Source organism: Prochlorococcus marinus str. MIT 0918, from assembly GCF_027359415.1.
GTDB classification, from domain to species: Bacteria; Cyanobacteriota; Cyanobacteriia; order PCC-6307; family Cyanobiaceae; genus Prochlorococcus_E; species Prochlorococcus_E marinus_C.
On the sequence record NZ_CP114780.1, the window covers coordinates 1,647,183 to 1,671,273 of the forward strand.

24 protein-coding genes are annotated in these 24,091 nt (G+C 36.6%); 12 read left to right on the forward strand and 12 right to left on the reverse strand.

Annotated features, from left to right (window positions below):
* Positions 1-197: 197 nt before the first annotated feature.
* A complete protein-coding gene (gene rpsD, locus O5636_RS08945) occupies positions 198-806 on the reverse strand; it encodes a 30S ribosomal protein S4 (protein WP_269622446.1) in 609 nt (202 codons plus the stop codon).
* 100 nt (positions 807-906) lie between these two features.
* On the opposite strand from rpsD, the gene yidD reads away from it, so the two are divergent.
* Genes yidD through O5636_RS08960 form a run of 3 tightly spaced genes read left to right on the forward strand, consistent with a single transcriptional unit; the run spans position 907 to position 2,995 of the window.
* Positions 907-1,143 (forward strand): membrane protein insertion efficiency factor YidD, encoded by a 237-nt coding sequence (gene yidD, locus O5636_RS08950; protein ID WP_269622447.1) that lies wholly within the window; start codon positions 907-909, stop codon positions 1,141-1,143.
* Between the two features lie 3 nt (positions 1,144-1,146).
* On the forward strand, positions 1,147-1,449 hold the full coding sequence (locus O5636_RS08955) for a glutaredoxin family protein (protein WP_269622448.1): 303 nt from the start codon (positions 1,147-1,149) through the stop codon (positions 1,447-1,449).
* A 31-nt stretch (positions 1,450-1,480) separates the two neighbouring features.
* Positions 1,481-2,995 (forward strand): UDP-N-acetylmuramoyl-L-alanyl-D-glutamate--2,6-diaminopimelate ligase, encoded by a 1,515-nt coding sequence (locus O5636_RS08960; RefSeq protein ID WP_269622449.1) that lies wholly within the window; start codon positions 1,481-1,483, stop codon positions 2,993-2,995.
* Here O5636_RS08960 and O5636_RS08965 read toward each other — a convergent pair.
* The 3 genes from O5636_RS08965 to O5636_RS08975 all read right to left on the reverse strand — a co-directional run bounded on the left by O5636_RS08965 (position 2,990) and on the right by O5636_RS08975 (position 5,101).
* Entirely contained in the window at positions 2,990-4,192 is a 1,203-nt protein-coding gene (locus O5636_RS08965; RefSeq protein WP_269622450.1) for an aminotransferase class V-fold PLP-dependent enzyme, read from the reverse strand. The two genes, O5636_RS08960 and O5636_RS08965, sit on opposite strands and share 6 nt — an antisense overlap.
* Before the next feature lie 99 nt (positions 4,193-4,291).
* Entirely contained in the window at positions 4,292-4,513 is a 222-nt protein-coding gene (locus tag O5636_RS08970; RefSeq protein ID WP_269622451.1) for a hypothetical protein, read from the reverse strand.
* A gap of 417 nt (positions 4,514-4,930) precedes the next feature.
* Positions 4,931-5,101, reverse strand: coding sequence for a DUF4278 domain-containing protein (locus O5636_RS08975; protein ID WP_269622452.1), 171 nt, complete (start codon positions 5,099-5,101; stop codon positions 4,931-4,933).
* A 290-nt stretch (positions 5,102-5,391) separates the two neighbouring features.
* On the opposite strand from O5636_RS08975, the gene O5636_RS08980 reads away from it, so the two are divergent.
* On the forward strand, positions 5,392-5,664 hold the full coding sequence (locus O5636_RS08980) for a hypothetical protein (RefSeq protein ID WP_269622453.1): 273 nt from the start codon (positions 5,392-5,394) through the stop codon (positions 5,662-5,664).
* A gap of 72 nt (positions 5,665-5,736) precedes the next feature.
* Here the strand turns inward: O5636_RS08980 and O5636_RS08985 are convergent, their stop codons facing one another.
* Entirely contained in the window at positions 5,737-5,982 is a 246-nt protein-coding gene (locus O5636_RS08985) for a NifU family protein (RefSeq protein ID WP_269622454.1), read from the reverse strand.
* A 72-nt stretch (positions 5,983-6,054) separates the two neighbouring features.
* Between O5636_RS08985 and O5636_RS08990 the strand changes: the two genes are divergently transcribed.
* The 3 genes from O5636_RS08990 to O5636_RS09000 all read left to right on the forward strand — a co-directional run bounded on the left by O5636_RS08990 (position 6,055) and on the right by O5636_RS09000 (position 10,586).
* Entirely contained in the window at positions 6,055-7,545 is a 1,491-nt protein-coding gene (locus tag O5636_RS08990) for a malate:quinone oxidoreductase (protein ID WP_269622455.1), read from the forward strand.
* Positions 7,546-7,630: 85 nt separating this feature from the next.
* Positions 7,631-9,439 carry a translation elongation factor 4 gene (gene lepA, locus O5636_RS08995; protein ID WP_269622456.1) on the forward strand — a complete coding sequence of 603 codons (1,809 nt, stop codon included), beginning with the start codon at positions 7,631-7,633 and terminating at the stop codon, positions 9,437-9,439.
* A gap of 283 nt (positions 9,440-9,722) precedes the next feature.
* The gene (locus O5636_RS09000; RefSeq protein WP_269622457.1) at positions 9,723-10,586 is read left to right on the forward strand and encodes an ABC transporter permease; all 864 of its coding nucleotides are present in this window, start codon (positions 9,723-9,725) and stop codon (positions 10,584-10,586) included.
* A 36-nt stretch (positions 10,587-10,622) separates the two neighbouring features.
* Here the strand turns inward: O5636_RS09000 and trmH are convergent, their stop codons facing one another.
* A complete protein-coding gene (gene trmH, locus O5636_RS09005; protein WP_269622458.1) occupies positions 10,623-11,312 on the reverse strand; it encodes a tRNA (guanosine(18)-2'-O)-methyltransferase TrmH in 690 nt (229 codons plus the stop codon).
* 244 nt (positions 11,313-11,556) lie between these two features.
* Here trmH and O5636_RS09010 point away from each other — a divergent pair, with 244 nt between their 5' ends.
* Positions 11,557-12,840: a 16S rRNA (cytosine(967)-C(5))-methyltransferase gene (locus tag O5636_RS09010; RefSeq protein WP_269622459.1), complete on the forward strand. Its 1,284-nt coding sequence runs from the start codon at positions 11,557-11,559 to the stop codon at positions 12,838-12,840.
* Between the two features lie 17 nt (positions 12,841-12,857).
* Here the strand turns inward: O5636_RS09010 and O5636_RS09015 are convergent, their stop codons facing one another.
* From O5636_RS09015 to O5636_RS09025, 3 genes are read right to left on the reverse strand one after another with little or no spacing between them, the layout of a single operon-like run.
* Positions 12,858-14,678 (reverse strand): transglycosylase domain-containing protein, encoded by a 1,821-nt coding sequence (locus tag O5636_RS09015; RefSeq protein ID WP_269622460.1) that lies wholly within the window; start codon positions 14,676-14,678, stop codon positions 12,858-12,860.
* Positions 14,679-14,684: 6 nt separating this feature from the next.
* Positions 14,685-15,629, reverse strand: coding sequence for a chlorophyll synthase ChlG (chlG, locus tag O5636_RS09020; RefSeq protein WP_269622461.1), 945 nt, complete (start codon positions 15,627-15,629; stop codon positions 14,685-14,687).
* A gap of 11 nt (positions 15,630-15,640) precedes the next feature.
* Positions 15,641-15,865 (reverse strand): DUF2862 domain-containing protein, encoded by a 225-nt coding sequence (locus O5636_RS09025; protein ID WP_269622462.1) that lies wholly within the window; start codon positions 15,863-15,865, stop codon positions 15,641-15,643.
* 61 nt (positions 15,866-15,926) lie between these two features.
* On the opposite strand from O5636_RS09025, the gene hisF reads away from it, so the two are divergent.
* Both hisF and ubiE read left to right on the forward strand, forming a co-directional pair.
* Positions 15,927-16,700: an imidazole glycerol phosphate synthase subunit HisF gene (gene hisF / locus O5636_RS09030; protein ID WP_269622463.1), complete on the forward strand. Its 774-nt coding sequence runs from the start codon at positions 15,927-15,929 to the stop codon at positions 16,698-16,700.
* Positions 16,701-16,749: 49 nt separating this feature from the next.
* On the forward strand, positions 16,750-17,451 hold the full coding sequence (ubiE, locus tag O5636_RS09035; protein ID WP_269622464.1) for a bifunctional demethylmenaquinone methyltransferase/2-methoxy-6-polyprenyl-1,4-benzoquinol methylase UbiE: 702 nt from the start codon (positions 16,750-16,752) through the stop codon (positions 17,449-17,451).
* A 29-nt stretch (positions 17,452-17,480) separates the two neighbouring features.
* On the opposite strand, the gene O5636_RS09040 is transcribed toward ubiE, so the two are convergent.
* Positions 17,481-17,939, reverse strand: coding sequence for a DUF721 domain-containing protein (locus O5636_RS09040; protein ID WP_269622465.1), 459 nt, complete (start codon positions 17,937-17,939; stop codon positions 17,481-17,483).
* Between the two features lie 239 nt (positions 17,940-18,178).
* Between O5636_RS09040 and O5636_RS09045 the strand changes: the two genes are divergently transcribed.
* Positions 18,179-18,952, forward strand: coding sequence for a biotin--[acetyl-CoA-carboxylase] ligase (locus tag O5636_RS09045; protein ID WP_269622466.1), 774 nt, complete (start codon positions 18,179-18,181; stop codon positions 18,950-18,952).
* A gap of 15 nt (positions 18,953-18,967) precedes the next feature.
* Here O5636_RS09045 and O5636_RS09050 read toward each other — a convergent pair whose 3' ends face one another.
* Both O5636_RS09050 and O5636_RS09055 read right to left on the reverse strand, forming a co-directional pair.
* Positions 18,968-19,648, reverse strand: a complete 681-nt coding sequence (locus tag O5636_RS09050) for an ABC transporter ATP-binding protein (RefSeq protein WP_269622467.1) — start codon at positions 19,646-19,648, stop codon at positions 18,968-18,970.
* 5 nt (positions 19,649-19,653) lie between these two features.
* On the reverse strand, positions 19,654-21,225 hold the full coding sequence (locus tag O5636_RS09055) for an NAD(P)H-quinone oxidoreductase subunit N (protein ID WP_269623583.1): 1,572 nt from the start codon (positions 21,223-21,225) through the stop codon (positions 19,654-19,656).
* Positions 21,226-21,356: 131 nt separating this feature from the next.
* On the opposite strand from O5636_RS09055, the gene topA reads away from it, so the two are divergent.
* Complete coding sequence (topA, locus tag O5636_RS09060; protein ID WP_269622468.1) at positions 21,357-24,053, forward strand: type I DNA topoisomerase; 2,697 nt, start codon at positions 21,357-21,359, stop codon at positions 24,051-24,053.
* Positions 24,054-24,091 lie beyond the last annotated feature (38 nt).

The window sequence follows — 24,091 nt, forward strand, 5'->3', positions numbered from 1 at the left end:
TGCGAAATGTTAAGGGGTCAATTTAATTGAGATGGCTGTGGCTTTTATACAGGTATTGCCTATTAATTATTCTTTTGGAGAATATTGGCCATTAAATAATTTGCTGGGCAATTATAATTATATTTACATTTAGGCCCCAATCTGTAACGGCCTAAATGTAAATATATTAATGAATAGAACTCATTAAAAGCAAGCTTTTATACCTTGCGTGAGTAGTATTCAACTACTAGAAGTTCATTGATTTCTATTGCGACCCATTCTCGATCACATTTACCTATAACCTTAGCTGTCATTTTAGACTTTTCCAATTCCAGGTGTGGAGGAACATTTGCTAGACCAGGAAATTCAAGATTGCCTTCAGCAAGTGTTTTGCTTGCTTTGCGTTCGCGAATGGAAATGATGTCACCTGCTTTACATTGATAACTGGCGATATCTAGGACTTTCCCATTAACAGTTACATGACCATGGTTAACAAGCTGACGGGATCCAGGGACGGTTGGACCAAAACCTAGCCGAAAACAAACATTGTCAAGTCTATTTTCTAATAGTTTTAGAAGGTTAGTACCTGTAGAGCCTTCCATTGAACGTGCTTTCTTTACGTAGCGAACAAGCTGACGTTCCGAAATCCCGTAATTAAACCTTAGCTTTTGTTTTTCTTCTAAACGGATCGCGTATTCTGAGCGCTTGCGACGGGCTGAGCCGTGCTGACCTGGTGGATTTGACCGTTTTGCGGCTTTCCGGGTGAGACCTGGGAGGTCCCCCAAGCGACGCGTGATCCTCAGGCGAGGCCCACGGTACCTAGACATAGATAAGATAATTTAAGGGGCAATAGTGATTATATTTAGGATGAGGAATTAAAACCTTGTCCCAAATTTTCTCCACTAGCTGAATATCTTATCTTGAAACATGATTAAGAAGATGAATGACCTTTTTGGGAAGTTGTTTTTAAACATGATCAGCTTTTATAGAAATTGGATTTCTCCTTTGTTAGGACCTAACTGCCGATTTGTTCCAACTTGTAGTGAATATGGCTTAGAAGCTATCTCTAGACATGGTCCATGGAAAGGTGGGTGGCTTACAGTCAAGAGATTGTCTCGATGCCATCCATTTACTCCTTGTGGGTGTGATCCTGTGCCAGATTGATTGATGGATGGCAATAAATTAATTCTCTTAAGCAGGGTTGGTTGCTGTTTATGTGAAGGATTAGAAGAACGATTAAATAATCTTGATTTGAATAAATTAAATCCACCTTTGAATTTATGGGTACGAGATATTGATGGGGAAAGTGTCTCTGAAGTAGATAGAGCTAGGTATTCACTAGAAGTACCAGTCTTGCTTCTTGCAATATATAAAACATCTAGAATAATTGAATTACCAAGGGTTTCACCAAGACTTTCAGATGAGGGGCTTTTTACTTGGCTTCAAAAAAATATTCAAGAAAAATTTTAAAACTTAAAGCTTTTCCTTTGCATTTTTAAGTATGCCTCATGATCTCCACTCACTTTTAAAAGAAGTTGGGATTCAATCTTCTGTTGAGCTGCAAGAAATTAAGGTTCACAGTATTAGCTGTGATACTAGAGACTTGTGTCAGGGAGCATTATTTGTAGGTTTGATAGGCGAAAATGTTGATGGAGGTTGCTTTTGGCGGAAGGCTTTATCTAAAGGAGCAGTTGCTGCAGTTATAAGCATTAATGCAGCAAAGATAGATCCCCCAGAAGAAGATGATTTGGTTTTTGTTTCTCCTATTCCAGTTAGTGCTTGTATGGGGGAGTTGGCTGCAGTTTTGTGGGACAAACCATCATTAAAGATGAATCTGATTGGTGTAACAGGGACTAACGGAAAAACAACTACTACATACCTTATAGAACATCTTAGCTCTAGTTCTGGAGTGCAATCTGCATTGTTTGGTACTTTAGTGAACCGTTGGCCAGGGTATAGCCAAACTGCAGCTCATACAACTTCGTTTGCTGATCAATTGCAAGCCCAACTTGCGAAAGCTGAATCTTCAGGTACTTGTTTAGTAGCTATGGAAGTTAGTTCACATGCTTTAGCCCAGCAACGTGTTACTGGATGTCGTTTCTCAGGAGCTGTCTTTACAAATCTCACACAAGATCACCTTGATTACCATAAATCCATGGAGCAATATTTTCAGGTAAAGACCCTCTTGTTTCAACCACCTCTATTAAAAGGAAACGGAGCAAGAGCTATCGTCAATATTGATGACCCATGGGGATATAGATTGTCTACTCAATTAAAAGATGCTTGTTGGAGAGCTTCTTTGGATAGTAATTTAATTAAGAACGAACATCCAGAACTATTCCTTACGGATATAAAATTATCGTCTAATGGTGTAGAAGGTGTTTTACATAGTCCCCTTGGAGAAGGCTTTTTTAATTCTCCTTTAATAGGAATGTTTAATTTAATGAATTTGCTTGAAGCTGTTGGGGTGCTATTGCAACAAGGTTTCGACTTGGACAAACTTTTGCCTGCTATAAACAAATTTCCTGGAGTCCCAGGCCGTATGGAGCAAATAAGTTTGAGAGGTGGAAAGATTAAGGCACCTGTGATTTTAGTCGATTATGCACATACACCAGATGGCTTGAAAAATGCTTTAACTACTTTGCGTATGGTGACTACTGGGAGAATATATTGTGTATTTGGTTGTGGTGGAGATAGAGATAAAGGTAAACGTCCATTAATGGGAGCTGTTGCAGCACAATTAGCTGATTTCGTCATACTTACATCGGATAACCCACGCACTGAAGACCCTCAGCTGATTATTAAAGATGTTTTAACTGGAATACCTACAGAGGAAGAGGTGATTGTTGAGAGTGATCGACGTAATGCGATTGAGTTGGCAGTTTTGAAGGCTGCTCCCAAGGATGTCGTATTAATTGCTGGCAAAGGACATGAGAATTATCAAATACTTGGATTAGAAAAAATCCCTTTTGATGATAGGGAGATTGCGAGACAAGCTTTGACTTTGAGGTTATAAAACTGTCTCTTTAGTAATTTCTATTACTGAATAGATAAGTTTGTTTATTTCTTCTTCGGTACTTGTTATATGAACACATGCTCGTAACCATGTGGGATCTTCTAAAACTCTTATCCAAATAGATTGTCTGCCAAGTTTCTTGACGATTTGATTTGGAGAAAGTTGAGAATCTATGTTAAAAGCAACTAAACCTGCAGGTGGGGATGTTTGCAGAATGGGGTTTATCCCCTTTGCAGCCATTAATTTTGACCATAGTCTGTTGCTAAAAGTTTTAATTGTTTTGAGCCTTTCACTAGCAGTTCCTTCTTGTTGAAGAAGATTAAGAGAGTTGCGTAAGCCTGCTAATAAAGGGGTACATGAGGTTGCTATTTCAAATCGTCTACCATCTGTATGAAAGGGGTTGAGATTATTGCTATAAATGCTCTCTTCTTTTTTAAGACTTTTCCATCCAACTAGAGTAGGATTTGATTCACTTAACACTCTCTCTGAAAGGATAACCCCTCCAAGACCTTCCGGTCCAAATGCCCATTTATGCCCTGTAAAAGCATAAATATCTGCTTTTGAAGCAGCATCTTTGATAGAGATTTGACCAAAGCTTTGTGCTGCATCAACTAGTAAATAAGGTTTATTCTTGTGATTATTAATGAGCTCTGAAATTAATTCTATAGGCATTATTTCCCCTGTATTCCATAGGATATGAGATAAAACTATAACTTTAGTCTTTTGGCATAAAGTTTTCTCTAGTTGTTGAATTATTAGATTGTCTTTTTGTGTTTTTGTATAAACTGATTTATTTAGACTTTGAACTTTTAGGATATCTATTATTAGATGATGTCTTTTTGCTAATTCCTTACAGGCTGATACAACACCAGGGTGTTCGCAATCACTTATTAAAAGGTGGTCTCCTGAATTTAAAGGCAAACCTAATAATGGCAATATGCACCCACTGGTGACATTTTCTGTGAGCGCAACTCTATTATTTGTTACCCCACAAATTATTGATAGTAGAGCTTTTGTTTCTTTGATTTCATTAGAGATATAAGGCCATACATTATTTGTAAAAGGACCCAGTTCTTGTATCTTGTACCAACTATCTGTAATTGCTTTTATTGAAGATGTAGGTAAAGGACCCTGTCCACCATAGTTAAAATAATATTTATTAGCTAATGCTGGCAAGACTGCTCTGAAAGAGCTCATTGCTGAGATGTTATTTGGGATTGCTTTAGCTTAAACTTTATATAGTTAATATAATCAATGCTGGTTATAATGAATAATAATTTAATCAGGGATACCGAATTATAAGTGTTGTGGACATTTCAGAAGGGCAACAGAAACAGCAGTGAAGTTCAAAGCTTCTGATTCGGAAATTACTTTTTTGACTTCTGATACACCATATTTTTCACTAGCATCACTATAAGCTAAGAGTAAAGCCTTGTAAGTATCACTCCCTTCTGAACGATATTCGCAAAACTTATCTCCTATAGAGTTAAGAAGAACCATTAACGTCAGCTCAATCATTATAATAATTTATTTATAAATTATTATAATATCTCTTTTGATGTAAGGTGCAAAAAAACAATAGCTGAGAATATATCTTTTGAAACCTAAATTGATTTTTAAGAATAAATAAGAAAAATCTTTTTGAATTTAAAATTTCTCTTTCCGTCAATAACTATTAATTAAAATTTTTATATAATTCTTTTAATATAGAATTTTATTTTCCTAAATTAATTCTTTTCAATCAATACCTCAGACAGATTGTCCTAACATAAGAATCTTGAACTTCTTTAATTAACTTGATTCTATTTGTCGTTTGATTTAAGTGGGTTCAAAAATAAGTTACTAGTTAGAAAATAATAAAGAGCTTAAAAGCAACTTTAATGCTTTTAAGCTCTTTATTATTTAATTAAGATAGATAGCTAAACAAGATTGTGCTTAGGCTTTTTGATATTGCACTCCACGGTAAGTAAGTGTTGAGAAGAGAGGCGAGGCTTTTTCTTGTCTGTTGATATAGACATTTTGTCTATAAGTCAGTTCAACAAAGTGCTTCTGTGCAATTTGTTTGTGCTGAACGTATGCTTTTCCTCGATAAATAAGGGTTTCCATTTGCAGAGTCCGTTTTAGTGCCTGGCCCCCGTTCCTTGACCAGGCTGGAACTGCGCTCTGAAATCCAGAGCGAACGTTTTTTTGTAGCGGTTGCTACATTATTTATTTTCTTTTTTTTAAAATAGTTTTGTAGTTCACTTTGATACAGAGCAAGCAAGCTATAGATTTCGTTAATGTTTGAAGCCTTTATAGGCGAAATTGAATAGCATATGATCTTTAAAGACTCAATTTCTAGATTGGATCTAATTGAGGATTTTAGTTCTATTCCTATTTACTCGAAGAATTAAAGGATGAAACCTGTTTTGTTTTTTCTTGGATCAGCTATTAGGTGGATGGGTAAGAATCCCAGTAGATTCTTATTCTTCCATTTATATATTTCTTTGATTTATGTGATTACTTATATTGCAAAATCAAATTCATTAGACCTTTATCGCTTCATTTTTATTGCAGGGGCTATAGCCCCCTTGCTAATTGCTATTTATAGAGGACTCCCATTAGATTGTCTGGATCTACAGACTGCAATAAAAAGAGAACTTTCAGAAAAAGAGTCCTTGGATACATAGTCAATTTCCTTTTGACACAAAAGATATTTTTGTAAGGTTAATGAAAAAATCAATTCCAATTTACTTGTTGATTTATAAAACCTGAATCACCTCACTTACCTCTGGGATCATTTCCTGAAGCTTTCTTTCAATGCCCATTTTAAGTGTCATGGTGCTACTAGGACAGCTGCCACAAGCCCCTTGTAATCTTACTTTGACTATTGGGCCATCAATTTCTACTATTTCTACATTACCTCCATCAGCCATTAAGAATGGTCTTAATTCATCAAGGACTTTTTCAACATTTTCATGTGTAAGAGCCATGGTCTCATTTTCCATAAGGCTGTTGATTGTGTTTAAGTATATCTAGCCTACTCAATATTCTGTACTAATTAGAAAAGATTTGGATTTGTGTTTGCATCTGACTCTCTAGGCTCTGAAACTCAATTTGATGCGGTATTAGTTGGTGCTGGCATTATGAGCTCTACATTGGCTGTATTGCTTCATGAGTTAGAGCCTGATATGAAGATATTAATTGTTGAACGTTTGCATGCGCCAGGTTTGGAAAGTAGTTGTGCAGTTAATAATTCCGGTACAGGACATGCTGCTAATTGTGAATTCAATTACACCCCATTAAATTCTGATGGGAGTTTAAATATTGATAAAGCTCTAGCTATTAATGCTTCTTTTGAAAGAAGCTTAGAATTCTGGTCTTCTATGACCGAAATGGGAAAACTTGTTCCCGATGAATTTTTACATGCTTTACCTCATGTGAGTTGTGTTTGGTCTCAGAATGATATTTCATATTTACGCCAACGTTTTTTACAGCTCAGTTCAGTAGATGTTTTTAAAGAGATGGAATGGAGTGATGACAAAGAGGAGATTAGAGAATGGATCCCTTTAATGATGAAAAGTCGTCAACCGCATCAGAAAGTTGCTGCAACACGTATGGCAAGAGGTACTGATATTGACTTTGGAGCACTTACATGCGCTTATTTAAAAGTCTTAGAAAAAAGCGGAGCTATTGAAATCAAATATTCTACTGAAGTAATAGACATTCAAAGAGCTAATAAGAGAACCTGGCAGCTTTCAGTGCTTAATGAAAGAGAAGTTACTAGTGTTCAGGCATCTTTTCTTTTTCTGGGAGCTGGTGGAGGAGCTTTGTCACTCTTGAAAAAATCTGGGATAGCTGAATGCTATGACTATGGTGGGTTTCCTGTAAGCGGTAAATGGTTGGTATGCAATGATGAAGAATTAGCTAATCAACATAATGCGAAAGTTTATGGAACTAGTGCCGTAGGAGCGCCACCAATGTCTGTACCTCATTTAGATTCTAGATGGATAGAAGGAAAGAAGTCTTTATTGTTTGGACCATTTGCAGGTTTTAATACTAAATTTTTAAAGAATGGATCTAATTGGGATTTCTTTCGATCGATTCAATTCTCAAATGTTACTCCGATGATACAAGCAGGATTGGGGAATTATGATTTGATCAAGTATTTGATTAGCCAATTGCAACTTGACCACTCTGCGAGAATGGATCAATTGAGGGACTTTTTCCCTGAGGCTAGATCAGATGATTGGCAGGTCTCAATTGCAGGACAGAGGGTACAAATTATTAAAAAGACTTCTAGAGGAGGTCTACTAAAATTTGGTACGGAAGTAGTATCTTCTTCAGATGGTACTCTTGCAGCTTTGCTTGGTGCTTCACCTGGGGCTAGTACAGCAGTTTCGATAATGTTAGAAATTTTGAAACGATGTTGGAGTGAGAAATTGTCATCAAATATTTGGCAAGAAAGATTGAAAAAACTGCTACCTAGTTATGGGAAAGACTTGAAAAAAGATAGAGAATTATTTGATAATCTTCGAAGCCGTAGTAACACTCTTCTTGGTTTAGGTTGAGTGAGTTATGCGCTTTTTTTTCTTAATTGGATGACTTTGATGATTCACAAACACTTTTCAAATCTCTTTAGATAACTAAAAGCACATGACTGACGTCGCTGTCTCTAGATTAAGAAATTTTTGCATAATTGCTCATATTGATCATGGCAAATCAACCTTGGCTGACAGACTTTTACAAGAAACGAATACCGTCTCTTCAAGAGATATGCAGGAGCAGTTTCTTGATAATATGGATATTGAAAGGGAAAGAGGAATAACTATCAAGCTCCAAGCAGCAAGAATGAATTATCTCAATAGTGATGGCGAACAATATGTGTTGAATCTTATAGATACTCCTGGTCATGTAGATTTTTCGTATGAAGTGAGTAGGTCTTTGCAAGCTTGTGAAGGCGCCTTATTAGTAGTAGATGCAAGTCAGGGTGTTGAGGCCCAGACGTTGGCAAATGTTTATTTGGCATTAGAAAATGATTTGGAAATTATTCCTGTTTTAAATAAAGTTGATTTGCCTGGATCGGACCCTGAAAAGATTAAGAAAGAGATTGAATCGATTATTGGTTTGGATACGTCTAATGCAATTTCTTGCTCTGCAAAAACTGGGTTAGGCATTCCAGAGATCCTTCAGGCGATAGTAAATAAAATACCTCCCCCTAAAGCTTTGTTGAATGAGTCAACTAAAGCTTTGATCTTTGACTCTTATTATGATCCTTATAGGGGAGTCATTGTTTATTTTCGTGTAATGACTGGCAGCATTTCATCAAAAGATAAAGTTTATTTAATGGCGAGTAAGAAGAGTTATGAGTTGGATGAAATTGGTATAATGGCTCCAGACCAGATTCAAGTAAATGAATTACATGCTGGAGAAGTAGGTTATTTAGCAGCTTCAATAAAAGCTGTTGCAGATGCTCGTGTAGGAGACACTATTACCCTATGTAATCAAATTGCATCTACTCCTTTACCTGGATATAAAGAAGCAAAACCAATGGTTTTTTGTGGGCTTTTCCCTACAGATGCTGACCAATATCCAGATTTAAGAGAAGCATTGGACAAGTTACAACTTTCTGATGCTGCATTGAAATATGAGCCGGAAACTAGTAGTGCAATGGGCTTTGGTTTTCGTTGTGGTTTTCTTGGATTGCTTCATATGGAGATAGTTCAAGAAAGATTAGAACGTGAATATGATTTGGATCTAATTGTTACGGCTCCATCTGTTATTTATCAAGTGAATATGATTGATGGAGAAGTTTTATTAATTGATAATCCAGCTACTTTGCCGGACCCACAAAAACGTGAATCTATAGAAGAACCATATGTTCGAATTGAAATATATTCACCTAATGACTTTAATGGAACTTTAATGGGGCTTTGCCAAGACCGTCGAGGTGAATTTGTTGATATGAAATATATAACTACTGATAGAGTTACCCTTATTTATGAGATCCCATTAGCGGAAGTTGTGACAGATTTTTTTGATCAGATGAAAAGTCGTACTAAAGGTTATGCTTCGATGGAATATCATCTTATTGGGTATCGAAAAAATGATTTAGTTCGGTTAGATGTTCTAATTAATTCCGAAAGAGCTGACCCCTTGACTACTATCGTTCATAGAGAAAAAGCCTATGGAGTTGGCAGAGGATTGGTCGAGAAGTTAAAAGAATTAATCCCTAGGCAGCAATTTAAGATCCCATTACAGGCTTCTATTGGAAGTAGAATTATCGCAAGTGAAAGTATTAGCGCCCTTCGTAAGGATGTTTTAGCTAAGTGTTATGGCGGCGATATATCCCGTAAGAAAAAACTGCTTCAAAAACAAGCAAAAGGTAAGAAAAGGATGAAATCCATGGGGAAAGTAGACGTTCCTCAAGAAGCTTTTATGGCAGTTTTAAAATTAAACCAATAAAAACTATTCTAATTTTTTAGATCTTTTTTGAACTAACAAGTTCATTTTCAATTCTATTTATTAGATTAAGACTTTGCTCATTATCATTATTTTTGAGAAAAGTTGACCACAATATTCCGATGAATATGCATATCCCTAGAATTATCGTTAAATCTCCAACTGTAAGGCCTCGATTTTTAAAAAACATGTCCACGCATATTTGAATATGTACCTATATAAACCTTTAATCCAAAAAAATTCTATTTATTATTATGATTTTTCATAAAAGAGCATGTGTTGTTAGATGTTTTTCCCATTTAGTCAATCTGGCGTAAAAAGTCTGTCTCAAAAGATGAGTGATTGGGGGGTTTGTTTATTAGGTATTTATTTAGTTATTGCTTTTCTTACTCCTATCTTAATAAATCTAGGGCTTATTCCTGATGGACAGTTCGGACTAGATAGCCCCATTTTTGCCCCACCTTCTTTAGAGCATTTCTGTGGAACAGACCGTTTAGGGAGAGATGTTTGTTCAAGAACTTTGCAAGGTACAAGTGTTGCTCTCCAAGTCGTTTTTTTAGCTGTTGGGCTTGCCGTGTTAATTGGACTGCCTATTGGTATTCTTAGTGGATATATTGGTGGTTTTTTTGACAAGGCTTTGGTGTTAATAATGGAAACGCTTTATACTGTCCCAGTCTTGCTTTTGTCGGTAGTGATTGCTTTCCTTCTTGGGAGAGGAATTCCCAATGCATCTATCGCCTTATGTGTTGTATATATACCGCAATATTTTCGCGTTGTTCGAAATCAAACGGCGCAGGTCAAAACCGAACAATATGTAGAAGCGGCTAAGGCCATGGGTGCAGGCCCTTTATGGATAATGAAAAGATATCTGTTTAAAAATGTTATTACTTCTGTACCTGTGCTTTTAACTTTAAATGCTGCTGATGCAGTTTTGATTTTAGGAAGTCTAGGCTTTCTTGGATTGGGCTTGCCTGAAACGATTCCTGAATGGGGTAGTGATTTGAATATGGCTTTAGATGCAATGCCATTAGGTATCTGGTGGACAGCCCTATATCCAGGAATTGCGATGTTTGGATTGGTTCTTTCACTGTCTCTTGTTGGGGAATCTTTAGAGCTTTTTTTTAATCACAAAAAAACAGTTCAGAAATAATTCTTTTATATCAAAAACAAATTAATTTATTTAGATCTAACAATGGAATTTAATCGTTCTAGGTAGACTTTCCAAGATTTCTCCATTAGTTCCTAATTCAGGGTAATTACGACCTTCCTTTTTACACCAATTTGCCACCTCGGGATAAGACCATTCAAATAAGGTTTGTTTATAAAGATCTTTAGTTAGCCCTTCACCTGATTGTGGAGTTTTACCTTCCTTATCTCGTTGTTTTAATGCTTCAGAAAGAAGTATTGCAGTAGCTACTGAGACGTTTAGAGACTGAACCATCCCTCTCATAGGGATGTAAATTGATTCGTCTACCAACTCTTTTGCTTCTTGACTCAATCCCCATTTCTCAGCACCTATAACAAAAGCAGTTGCTTTTGTATAATCAAGTAGGCGATAATCTTTTGCATTTTCTTGTAGATTAGTTCCATATAATTTAAACCCCATTTGCTTTAATGATTTAATTGCTTCCGAAATACTTTTATGTTGCTTTAACCTTACCCACTTTTGACTGCCTTGTGCAGTATTGTTGAAAGTTGGTGTTTTATTTTGTTTGCTTATAATATGAGTTTCGAGTATTCCAATGGCATCACAAGTTCTTAGTATGGCTGATAGATTATGCGGCTTTTCTACTTCTTCAATTAATAATGTAAGGTTTGACATTCGACGATTCAAGACTGATTTGATCCTCTCAAATCTTCGTGGTAAAAGAGGCATGAGGGTAATTAGCTTCTATTTAAGAGATTTTTAAAGAATTGCTGACTCTGATGTTATGCAAACAAATGAGCCCTTTAGAAATTTAATTTTAGCATTATATTCTGGAATATTAAGAGACTAGATTTTGATAGCAAGTGGATCCTAATGAAATTTGTTAAATAACTCTATTATAATTATTATTGGTATATAACTGAGTAAATTAAATTATTTTAGAAAGAATTTGAAAATCGGACTTTTATCAAGGATGGCAGTATGGGAGATTCTCCAAGCTGTAGCAAGTGGCGCATATTCTGATGTTGCAATCGAACGTACTTTTCGGAAATATTCTTTAACTGAAGTAGATAGAGCTTTTGTCATGGAATTGTCTTGTGGTGCAATTCGTCAACGTTTGTTTTTGGATAGTTGGATTGATTATTTAGGAAAGGTACCTGCTCTTAAACAGCCACCTCTCTTACGTTGGTTGCTTCATATAGGCATGTATCAAATTTTTTTTATGCAAAGAGTTCCTATTTCTGCAATAGTTAATACAAGTGTCGAACTATCAAAAGAAAGGAACTTAGGACATCTTTCTAAAGTAGTTAATGCAATATTACGTCGTGCGATGAGAGCCCATGAGAATGGGGAGACGCTACCCATTAGGGGGAACAAAGTAGAACAATTTGCGAAATCTTTTTCAATTCCTATATGGCTAGCTCAGGGGTTAATTGATTGGAGAGGAGAAGCTAAAGCATTGATAACGGCTCAAGCGTTGAATAAACCCCCTTCTATTGATCTAAGAGTTAATAGAATGAAGTCTGATGTTAAAAATGTGCAAGAAAAATTTAAAAGTTTGGGTTTTAAAAGTCATTCTATAGAGGGATCCCCTTATGGTATAGAAGTCGTTTCTAGTTTTGGAGACTTACGAGAATGGCCTGGATATAGAGAAGGGGAATGGTCTGTTCAAGATAGATCTGCACAGTGGGTAGCACCTTTACTTGAAGCTAAGCCTGGTGAGCGTATTCTTGATGCGTGCGCAGCCCCTGGAGGGAAAACAACGCATATAGCAGAGCTGGTCGATGACTCTAGTGAGGTTTGGGCAGTAGATCGTTCTTCTAATCGTTTGAAAACGACTTCTTCTAATGTCGATCGACTTGGCTTCAATTGTGTTAATTTTCTCAAGGCTGATTCTTCCTCATTATTGGAAAGATTCCCTTCCTGGAGAGGTTATTTTGACAGAATCTTATTAGATGCTCCATGCTCAGGATTAGGCACTTTGGCAAGAAATCCTGATGCAAGATGGAAGATTACACCTTCTAAAATTACAGAATTAGTTCGGGTTCAATCAAAATTATTAGAAAACCTTTTGCCGTTATTAAAGGTAGGAGGACGCATTGTCTATTCCACTTGTACGTTTCATCCAAAAGAGAATTTTTTTCAGATTGAAAATTTAATGTCACTTCATCATTATTTACGGCTAATCAGTCAAAAGCAAATATGGCCTGGTGAAGAATATGGCGACGGATTTTATGCTGCGATTATTGACATTTGAATTCAACAGAGCGTTTATTAATTGACTTTTAAAGGTGGGTCGGGAAATTTTAAAATTTTTAGATCATTATTAATTCCCTCCATAAATTTTCTCCATGCATAAGCAGCGTCCCCGCTAGTACCATCGATGATTTCGTTGTTGTCTTTCCCAAACCAAACTCCAGTTGAAAGTTGAGGTATTGAACCAATAAACCAGAGGTCACGATTTCCTTCAGATGTCCCAGTTTTTCCTGCAACTTCCCGATCCTTTAGTGATGCAGCTACGCCAGACCCTTCGGTGACAACTTTTCTTAACATCCAATTTATTGTATCGGCCACTTTGATTGGAATAGCTATAGTACTTTTTTTTATATTTATTTCTTGACTCCACAAGATTTTGTTATTAGATGATTTGATTTCTTTTATTGGAGATGGTTTTATATATCTTCCTCTATTGGTAAAACCGGCATAAGCAGCTGTCATATTAAGAACCGTTTCTTCATTTGCTCCTATTGCCAAAGAGTAATACCTCCCTAGAACTCGGTCTTGGCCAATTCCAAAACTATTTGCTATCGATATTACTTTCTTAAAACCTACTTTTGACAAAAGATCAACTGCAACAGTATTTAATGAATTAGCTAAGGCTTTGATTAATGAAATTTCACCATAATACTTACCGCCAAAATTCTTTGGACAATACCCATACCAGCATCTAGGCGTATCAAAAAGAACATCTTCTGGCTTATAACCTTCGTTAATAGCTGCTGCGTAAGTAAATATTTTAAAAGTAGAACCTGGTGATCTAAGTGCTTGAGTGGCTCGGTTGAATTGGTTTTGATAAAAGTTTTTCCCTCCCACGAGCACCCTAATGAGACCTGTATTAGGTTCAATTGCAACAATGGCTCCATTAGTATCTTTAGGACTGTAATTGAGGAGAATATCTTTTGCCTTTAGCTGCCAATCTAGAATAAGACTTGTATGAATTTGCAGACCTCCAATCTCAAGTTGTTCTTTTGTGAGCAAATAAGGGAGACTTTGTTGAGCCCAGCTAGTAAAAAAAGGAGCTTTGCTAATTGAATATTTTGGGATTGCTGGTTGAAGAATTAAGGGACTTGTTAAGGCGCTTGATAATTCTTCTTTTGATATGAATTTTTCTAGGTACATCTTTTGCAGAACCATTGATCTACGTTTTAGTGCTAAGTCACTATTAACTAGAGGAGAAAATAATGATGGAGCAGGAGTAATGCCAGCTATAAGAGCAATTTCTGACAGGGATAGATTCTCAGGTTTCTTCTTAAAGTAGATCCATGCTGCATCAGAAATTCCATATGCTCCAGATCCTAAATAAACATTGTTAAGATATTGTTCGATTATTTCTCCTTTGGTTAACTCTCTTTCAAGTTTGTAGGCAAGGGTAATTTCTTTTAGTTTGCGTTTTAATGTTCTTTCTTGATTTAGGAAAATTATTCTTGCTAATTGTTGTGTAATTGTACTAGCACCTTCAACTACTGATCTCTTACGAATGTTAGTGATTATTGCTCTACTTATGCCTAATAAATCTACCCCTTTATGATTATAAAACCTTCGATCTTCAGATGCTATAAAGGCCTTTTTTATTAAGGTTGGCATCTCACCTGGGGCAACTTTTTCTCTTGATACAGCTCCAATCTTTTGAATAATTTCCCCATCATTGTCTAGGAGTGTAATAGTACCAGGTCGACTGAATTCATTGATTTTACTAATCTCAGGGAGGAAAGAATCTACTGTTAAACTGATAAAATTCTCAGATATGGCTGTTATTGATCCTATTGCTATAGAGCTTGTGAGTATGAATAGACAATTACTAATTGTTCTTTTCACTAAAATTTAAACAAGTGAACTATGACCTATTGCTAATGCAGTAACTAACATGCCAAGTATTAAAAAAGGTTGTGCACTTGCTTGATATTTAACATCAAACTCTAAAGGATCACGAATTAGCCAAATATCTTGAAAAGTTATTTGTGGAATAATTAAAAGAATTAAAATTACTGAAGCAAAATGTTGCCCAATAGTTATTAATACTACAGCCATTGCGAGTTGAAAAATATCAATCATGGCTGCACTAATATAACTAGCATTTTTAATTCCAAAAACTACTGGTAATGATTGAAGGCCTAATGCCTTGTCTCCTTCTACGCTTTTAAAATCATTAATTATTGCAATACCTAAACCTGCCAAACTATAAGCAAGTGTTAATAGTGCGGTTGTCCAAGTTAGATGGCCAAATAGTGCCTGCCCTGCCCACCATGGAAGTGCTATATAACTTGCTCCAAGTGCATAATTGCCAAGCCATCCATTTTGTTTCAGTTTTAATGGTGGTGCAGAATATATATAACTTACAAAAGAACCTCCTAGGGCCAAAAAAAATACAGATGGGATTGAATGATTTGCCCATAGATCAAGGCCATATCCAAAAGCTAGTCCTAATAAAAGTAGTAACCAAATCTGTACTCTAACTTGAGTAAGAGAAATCGCTCCTGATGGGATAGGCCTGTTTGGCTCGTTTATCGCATCAATTTCTCTATCGTAGTAGTCATTAATAGTTTGAGTATATCCTGCTAATAGAGGCCCACTCATTACCATGCATGCTATGGCAGCTAAAAAATTACTTAAGTTCCAATGGTAATTCCCACTGGCCGCACCACCACAAATAACTCCCCACAACAAAGGGATCCAAGTGATAGGTTTCATAAGCTGCAGGCGCAACTTCCAGATGTTTTTAGTTTCTGAGCCTCCTTTGATCCCAAGGAGCTGACGGGCATCACTCACTGTTTTAATCCTCAGCCTCGTCCAATTTCATTTTCAAAAAACCAATTATTTGTTCCGTCAGCAAGTTTAACTACTAATCCTACTCCTCCGCCATCAGTCATTTTGTAGTCTAAAACTGTCCCCCTAGGATCAGTTGAGATTTTTTTCATGAGATCACCAGATATACGATCTTGAACTTTGTCAAGGTCAATTTTGATTCTGGAGCCTATTTTTGTAAGGTTTATTGATTGGGGCATAACCATTAAATCTTTGGTGGTGACGCAACCCTAACAGTCGCTGCACTTTAAATTCACTTTTATGGTTGCTCTTCGTTTAATTCCGTGTCTTGATGTTGCAAAAGGCAGAGTTGTAAAAGGCGTTAATTTTGTTGGGCTCAGAGATGCTGGAGACCCTGTAGAGCTTGCAAATCGCTATAGCCAAGAGGGTGCTGATGAATTGGTCTTTCTTGATATTGCTGCTAGTCATGAAGCAAGAGCTACTTTGATTGATATTGTTTGTAGAACTGCTGAGTCTGTAACTATTCCTTTTACAGTTGGAGGTGGAATTAGTTCAATTAATGGAATCACTGAACTCTTAAGAGCGGGCGCTGACAAGGTAAGTTTAAATTCTTCTGCTGTGAAAAACCCTGATTTGATTTGTAAAGGGGCTAATCAATTCGGTTCACAATGCATTGTTGTTGCAATAGATGCAAAAAAGAGGAAAGAAGGTAATCCTGGTTGGGATGTTTTTATTAATGGTGGAAGAAAAAATACAGGGTTGGATGTTTTAACTTGGGCGAAGAAGATTGCAAAACTTGGAGCAGGAGAAATACTTTTAACTTCGATGGATGGAGATGGAACGCAACAGGGATATGACTTAGAATTAACAAGAACTATAGCCGAAGCAGTTTCTATTCCTGTCATTGCCTCAGGAGGTGCAGGATCTCTTGAAGATATCCTTAAGGCTTTTCAGAGGGGAAAGGCTTCTGCAGCGCTTTTGGCTTCTTTATTACATGATCAGGATTTAACTATTGATCAGATTAAAAAATATCTTTTAAGTAAGAATCTTTTAATACGTCCAACTAATTATTAATAAACTTTCATGTAAGAAATTATATTTATAGAGAAAGGGTAATTTTATTTTGAGACCTAGAGATCCACAAGCAGTAGAAGCTTTGTTTCAGTCTATTGCTCCTAGGTATGACTTTTTAAATGATTTATTGAGTTTTGGACTTCATAGGTTTTGGAAAAGGCAATTATTATCATTTCTAAAACCTTCTTCAGGTGAAAATTGGATAGATCTCTGTTGTGGAACTGGTGATCTTAGTTTGGTATTGGCACGTTTAGTACTTCCAGAAGGAAGTGTTTTAGGGATTGATTTCTCTGAGGCACAAATTTTGATAGCAACAAAAAAAGCTTTAAAAAAGCCTTCTCTCAATCTCACTTGGATTAAAGGAGATGCTTTGAATACAGGTCTGCCTTCAAATTCATATGATGGTGTTGTTATGGCATATGGTCTACGCAACTTAGCTGATCCAGAAAAAGGTATTAAAGAAATCCATCGCCTTTTAAAACCTGGAGGCAAAGCAGGGATTTTAGATTTTAATAATGCACCTGAAGGCTCTAAAACATCATCCTTTCAAAAGTTTTATTTAAGAAATTGTGTTGTTCCAATTGCTTCTGTAATGGGCTTTTGTAAAGAATATGAATATCTAGAACAAAGTCTTAAGGATTTTCCTAGAGGTGAATTACAAGAACAAATAGCTTTAAAGGTTGGGTTTAAAGAAGCAAGTTATAGGCTCTTAGCTGCTAGGCAGATGGGGGCTTTATTACTTAAGTCATAATCATGGAAGTTTATAAAAGTTAAGTTGAATTATTTTGACAAATCCTTTCTCCAACAAAAGCTACATTTCTTCCATAATGATATCTCTCCTGATGGAGTTGGATTATGACAGATAGGGCAATCTGTTTTGCCATGAATATCTGATCTGCTTGGATGCTTTGCCCAAATTGTGGGTTCAGAATCTTTTAGTTGTTTTTGATTGGGATAATGTTGTCTGATTCTTAAATCTTTCACATCATGTCCTGCTGCTCTAAGTGTTGCTAATAACTTATTTCTACTAAACATTAAAGCTTGAATCCATTGAGGATGATTAACTCCTATGGTCAGGATACCTCTGAAAAATGTGAGGGGGAAACAATGTTCAGAAAGTTGTTCGCCTGCAATTTTTGGCCAGTCTTGCCATAAAGATGCAATGCTTTTATTTTTTCGCCATTCAATTTGCAAATGATCCAAACATGAAGAGATAGATGATGGTTTCTTGGGACTCATTGATAAGTGCTTTAGTGAGATGCTTTGTCTTTGTATTGCCTTTGATGTTTCTTATAAACCATACATAACAGTATCTTAATTGCTCTTTCTCTTAAAATGAATTGATTTTTTTTTAAAATATTAGTTAAGTTCAGAAGATTTAAAAGATTAATGGGTAAGACTATTAAGTATCTTTTAACAAAGAATTATTATTCAAGAGGTTTTGGTGTTTGAAAAAAGTTTATTTGAGTTGCAATTAAGTGAGTCTTAGTGAAATGCGAAAATCTACGTGGAAAGGAGCTGCGCCAATTGCTTATGAAATAAAAACTAGTGGAAGCTTGAAGAAAACTTGGAAATTGAGATGGAAGCCAGTTTGTGGAAGCACTGAAATTGAACTTTCAAGGTGGATTAGAGATGTCCCAGTAGGGGTAAAGACTCCACTTGCTTTTTTTGCAGCAAAACAATCACACGGACAAGGGCAAAGAGGAAAATTTTGGAGTTCTCCTTTTGGAGGGGTTTGGCTAAGTGCCGCAATCCCTTTAGCTTTTGAGCAGGAATCTGTAGGTTTGTTTGGATTAGCAGTATCAGTTGCATTAGCTAACCGGCTGCAAAAATGTTCTATTCCAGTTCAAATTAAGTGGCCCAATGATTTGCTAGTTGAACAAAGGAAAATAGCTGGTTTTTTACCTCGAATTATTTACAGAGGTCAGACACCTACCTTTATGTGTTTAGGGGTTGGTTTAAATGTATTTAATCGTGTTCCAAACGAAGGAATTTCCTTAATAGAAATTTCTGATAATAATAATATTTGTTTAGCAAAATGGTCGGTAGAAGTTCTTATAGCTATCGAGAAAGCCATTGTGTTTTTAAATAACCCTAGTTTTCTTTGTTCAAAAGCAGAATCCCTTTTGTGGTCAACAAAAATATATCAATCAGGTTCTAATAAACTTTGGACTATTGATGGGTTAGATCAGAAGGGGCAATTGAAAGTAAGAAGAGGATTTCATAAAGAAGTTTGGAATCGTTGGGAATAAATTATTTCAACTATTTCAGGAGGTTTTTATAATCATCCCATCTTTAAAATATGCTTTTCTCTTTGCTCTCAAAGCAACTTCATCTTCATGGGTTACCAAAACTAAAGTTATTCCTTGGCTATGTAATTCATCAAATAAATTGAGAACATCTTCGGTTGTCTTGGAATCCAAAGCCCCTGTAGGTTCATCTGCAAGAAGTAAGGAAGGTTTGTTGATTATTGCTCTGGCTATTGCAACTCGTTGTTGTTGCCCTCCCGAAAGTTGGTTTGGTCGGTTATGAACCCTATCTGCAAGACCTACTCTTGCAAGAGCTTCTGTGGCCAACTTTGTTCGTTGTATTGAGGGAACGCAAGCATAAAGCATAGGTAGCATTACATTCTCTAATGCTGTTGCGTCTTGAAGTAAATGAAACTGTTGAAAAACAAAACCAAGTTCTTGATTGCGAAGATCTGCTAGCTCATCGTCGCTAAGGTCTTCTACTGCAAGTCCATTGAGTTTATAGCTGCCTTTGCTTGGTCTATCAAGACAACCCAAAATATTCATTGCAGTACTTTTACCAGACCCGCTGGCACCCATTACCGCAAGATAATCTCCACTGTTAATTTCTAGATTTAATCCATCTAGTGCTTTAACGACTAATTCTCCTTTCCCGTAAAGCTTGCTGACATTAGAAAGCTTTGCAACCGGAATTGGCATGTTATTCAACTTAAAATTGTTTTATCAGCAACAGTTATAGCTTCTTGGAGGATAGGGGTTCCTGCTACAGCAGTATTTGCCCATTTAAATAATGGATTAGATAAGATACCGCCAATTGCAGTTGCGAAAACACAAGTCAATAAAGCCAATCTTAATGTTGGCATTCCTATGGTGTTCCATTGAATTAATGGATAGGCTTTTACAAGCTCAGATGCCTCTTGAGGCTCTTTTACTACCATCATTTTTATTACAGATATATAGTAATAAATTGAAATTACTGAGGTAATAAGACCAACAATTACTAATAAATATTGTCCATCTGACCATCCTGCAAAGAAAAGATAAATTTTTCCAAAGAAACCAAGCATAGGTGGAATTCCGCCTAAAGAGAGTAGGCATAGACTCAACCCAAGAGTAATTAAGGGATCTTTTTGATATAAACCTGCGTAATCTGAAATCTTGTCACTTCCTGTTCTTAATGTAAATAGAATAATGCATGCAAATGCTCCAAGATTCATAAAGAGGTAAGCAGCCATATACAAGATCATTGCTGAGTAACCTTCTTCAGTTCCGCAGACGAGCCCAATCATTACAAAACCTGCTTGACCTATTGAGCTATATGCAAGCATTCTTTTCATAGATGTTTGAGCAAGGGCTACTACATTCCCTAAGGTCATGCTTAGAACTGCTAAGACAGTAAAAAGAAGTTTCCATTGAGTATCAAAAGCGCCAAAACATCCAACTAGAAGTCTTACAGCTAAAGCAAATCCTGCTGCTTTTGAACCAACTGAAAGGAATGCAACTACAGGAGTAGGAGATCCTTCATAAACATCTGGTGTCCATTGATGAAAAGGAACGGCAGCTATTTTGAAAGCGACAGTTGCAAGAATAAAAACAAGAGCTAAAGCTGCTAATGGAGAAGGGCTATTTTGAAGTGATAACCCAATCTGTTTAAGGCTAGTGGATCCACTTAATCCATAAAGTAATGACGCACCATATAAAAATACGGCAGCAGCAGCAGAACCAACCAGAAGGTATTTGAGAGCCGCTTCAGAGCTTCTTGCATCTTGCTTGAGGTAGCCAGAAAGAAGATAGCTTGCCACTGAAAGTGTCTCAAGAGAAATAAATATACTAATTAGGTCTATAGAGCCACATAAAAGCATTGCTCCAAGGGTCGCTGCCAGAAGAATTGCCGCATATTCTCCTATAGGACTTCCTGTTTGTTTTGCATATTTCCAGCTGATAAGAAGGGAGACTAATGTTGAAAGAGCAATAATTGCCCTAAATGCAATTGAGAAATTATCTGAAATAAAAGAACCAAGAAATGCAGATTCAGGGACCCCATCCCATTGAAAACCAAGGATTATTAATGCTGAACCTAAGCCTAAATAACATATTGGTGGTGACCACTTGGTTGAGATCTCTTCTCCTGCTAAATCGACCAATAAAGTTCCAATTAATGCTAAAAGCACACACCCTTCAGGAAGAACTGCTTGTGCATTAAGAGAAAGGTTTAATAAATCTCCTGGAGCTGCCATTGCTTGAGTCGTAATAAGAAGTTCACCCATGTCGGGAATGATTTTCAGAAGGAAAAATTTAAGTCCTTTTAACTCTAGCGATGTTATGAATTATGCCTTAGTTATGACTATGGTCTATGCATTTTGGTGGTTGATGCGATAAAGATGAAGATATATTTATCTGTTCGCCTGTGGCGCACACTTTGGTCATCGTAGAAAGTCCAACTAAGGCAAGGACTATTAAAAGCTTCTTGCCAAAAGGCTTTCAAGTAATTGCTTCTATGGGGCATGTTCGGGATCTCCCAAAAGGGGCCAGTGAGATACCAGCAGCTATGAAAAAAGAAAAATGGTCAAGAATTGGGGTTAATACTTCACAAGACTTCGAACCTTTGTACGTTATTCCTAAAGATAAAAAGAAAGTAGTTAGAGAGTTGAAATCTGCTTTAAAAGATGCAAAAGAACTCTTATTGGCTACTGATGAAGATAGAGAAGGTGAAAGTATTAGCTGGCATTTACTTCAATTGTTAAAGCCTAAAGTGCCAACTAAAAGAATGGTTTTCCATGAAATAACTAAACCTGCTATTTCAAAAGCTCTCCAGAAGACTAGAGACTTAGATATGGAGCTTGTGCACGCACAAGAAACAAGAAGAATTCTTGATCGTTTAGTTGGATATACTCTTTCTCCTCTTTTATGGAAAAAAGTTGCTTGGGGTCTTTCTGCAGGAAGAGTTCAGTCTGTTTCGGTAAGGCTCTTAGTAAAGAGAGAGAGAGAAAGAAGAGCTTTCCAAAGTGCAAGTTATTGGGATTTGAAATCTACGCTAGAGAAAAATACTCTTCCTATCGAAGCTCGTTTAACTCATTATTTAGGGCAAAAAATTGCTAAAGGAAGTGATTTTGATGAAAAGACAGGAAATCTAAAAAGTAATGTAAAAGCTAATTTACTCCAGGAAAAAGAGGCAAAAGAACTTGCAGATGTTCTCGAAAAAGAAAAATGGCTAGTTACTGCTGTAGATAAAAAGCCAACAATCAGAAAACCTGTACCACCATTTACAACAAGTACTCTTCAGCAAGAAGCTAATCGTAAATTAAGGCTTTCCGCAAGAGAAACAATGCGATGTGCTCAAGGCTTATATGAACGTGGTTTTATTACTTATATGAGAACAGATTCAGTGAATCTTTCTCAACAAGCGATAAAAGCCTCTCGTGGTTGTGTTGAATTGCGTTATGGCAAGGAGTACTTGAGTGAATCCCCTAGACAATTTAGTTCTAACACAAGAAATGCTCAAGAGGCTCATGAGGCAATTAGACCTGCTGGAGAGGAATTTAAGACTCCAAAGGACTCAGGCTTGACAGGGCGTGATTTGAACTTATACGAGTTGATATGGAAAAGGACAGTTGCAAGTCAAATGGCTGAAGCTCGTTTGACAATGCTTTCTGTTGATATAACAGTTGGCAAAGCTATTTTTCGGGCTAGTGGTAAAAATATTGATTTCCCAGGCTTTTTCAGAGCATATGTTGAAGGAAGTGATGACCCTGAAGCTGCTCTAGAAGGGCAAGAGATTCTTTTGCCTTCTTTAGCAGTCGATGATGAATTAAGCCCAAAGTCTGTCGAGGCTATTGGACACGCAACAAAGCCGCCAGCTAGATATAGTGAAGCTTCTTTAGTAAAAACTCTTGAAAAGGAAGGGATTGGAAGGCCTTCGACTTATGCAAGTATCATTGGAACTATTGTTGATAGAGGATATGCTTCTTTAAATGCAAACTCACTTGCCCCAACTTTTACTGCATTTGCAGTAACTTCTCTATTAGAAGAACATTTCCCAGATTTAGTTGATACAACGTTCACTGCAAGAATGGAATCTTCATTAGATGAGATTTCAGCAGGTTCTGTTCAATGGCTGCCTTATTTGGAATCTTTTTATAAGGGCAGTAAGGGTTTGGCTGCTCAAGTTGATAAGAGAGAAGGAGATATAGATGGAAAGGCATATAGGAAAGTTGAACTTGAAGGTATCCCCTGCACAGTTCGAATTGGATCGAATGGTCCTTGGTTAGAAGGAAAAAGGATGAATGAAAACGGAGAAGAAGTTGATGCAAAAGGTAATTTGCCGATGGATATAACACCAGGTGATCTTGATATAGAAAAGGTAAAACAAATTCTTAATGGTCCGTCAGACCTAGGTCTTCATCCAGATACAGGAGAGAAAGTTTATCTTCGTTTTGGCCCATGGGGACCTTTTGTTCAATTAGGCGAGGCAATGGATAAAAAAGATAAACCTAGGAGAGCCTCACTACCCAAGGGGATGAAGACACAGGAAATTTCATTAGATGCTGCGGTCAAACTTTTGAGCTTGCCGCGATTGCTAGGTGATCATCCTCAGGGTGGGATAGTTGAAGCTCGAACTGGTCAGTTTGGTCCTTATGTTGTTTGGGATAAGGGTACTGGTGAGAAACCTGATAATCGTTCATTGAAGAAAGAAGATGATGTTTATGAAATTGAATTAACAAGAGCGCTTGAGTTATTATCAATACCAAAACTTGGTAGAGGAGGGCGAATAGCTCTTAAAGATTTAGGAATACCTAAAGGCGAGAAAGAAAATATTCAAGTTTATAATGGTCCTTATGGACTTTATGTGAAACAAGGAAAAATCAATGCTTCTTTACCTAAGGGAAAGGAGGCAGAGGAGGTAACACTAGAAGAAGCAATTTTATTGTTAGGAGCAAAGAAGACATCTGGCAAGCCAAGTTCAAAATCAAAAAAAAGCACTAAAAGATCTGTTAGTGCAGCCAAGAAAAAACCTGCAACAACTAAAACAACTAAAACAACTAAAACAACTAAAACAGGACGCTTAAGAGCAAGTGCAGTCAGAGTTATTAAAGCGAAAAAGTAGACATGTGTTTTTTTAAGCTATTTTATAAGAAAAAACAT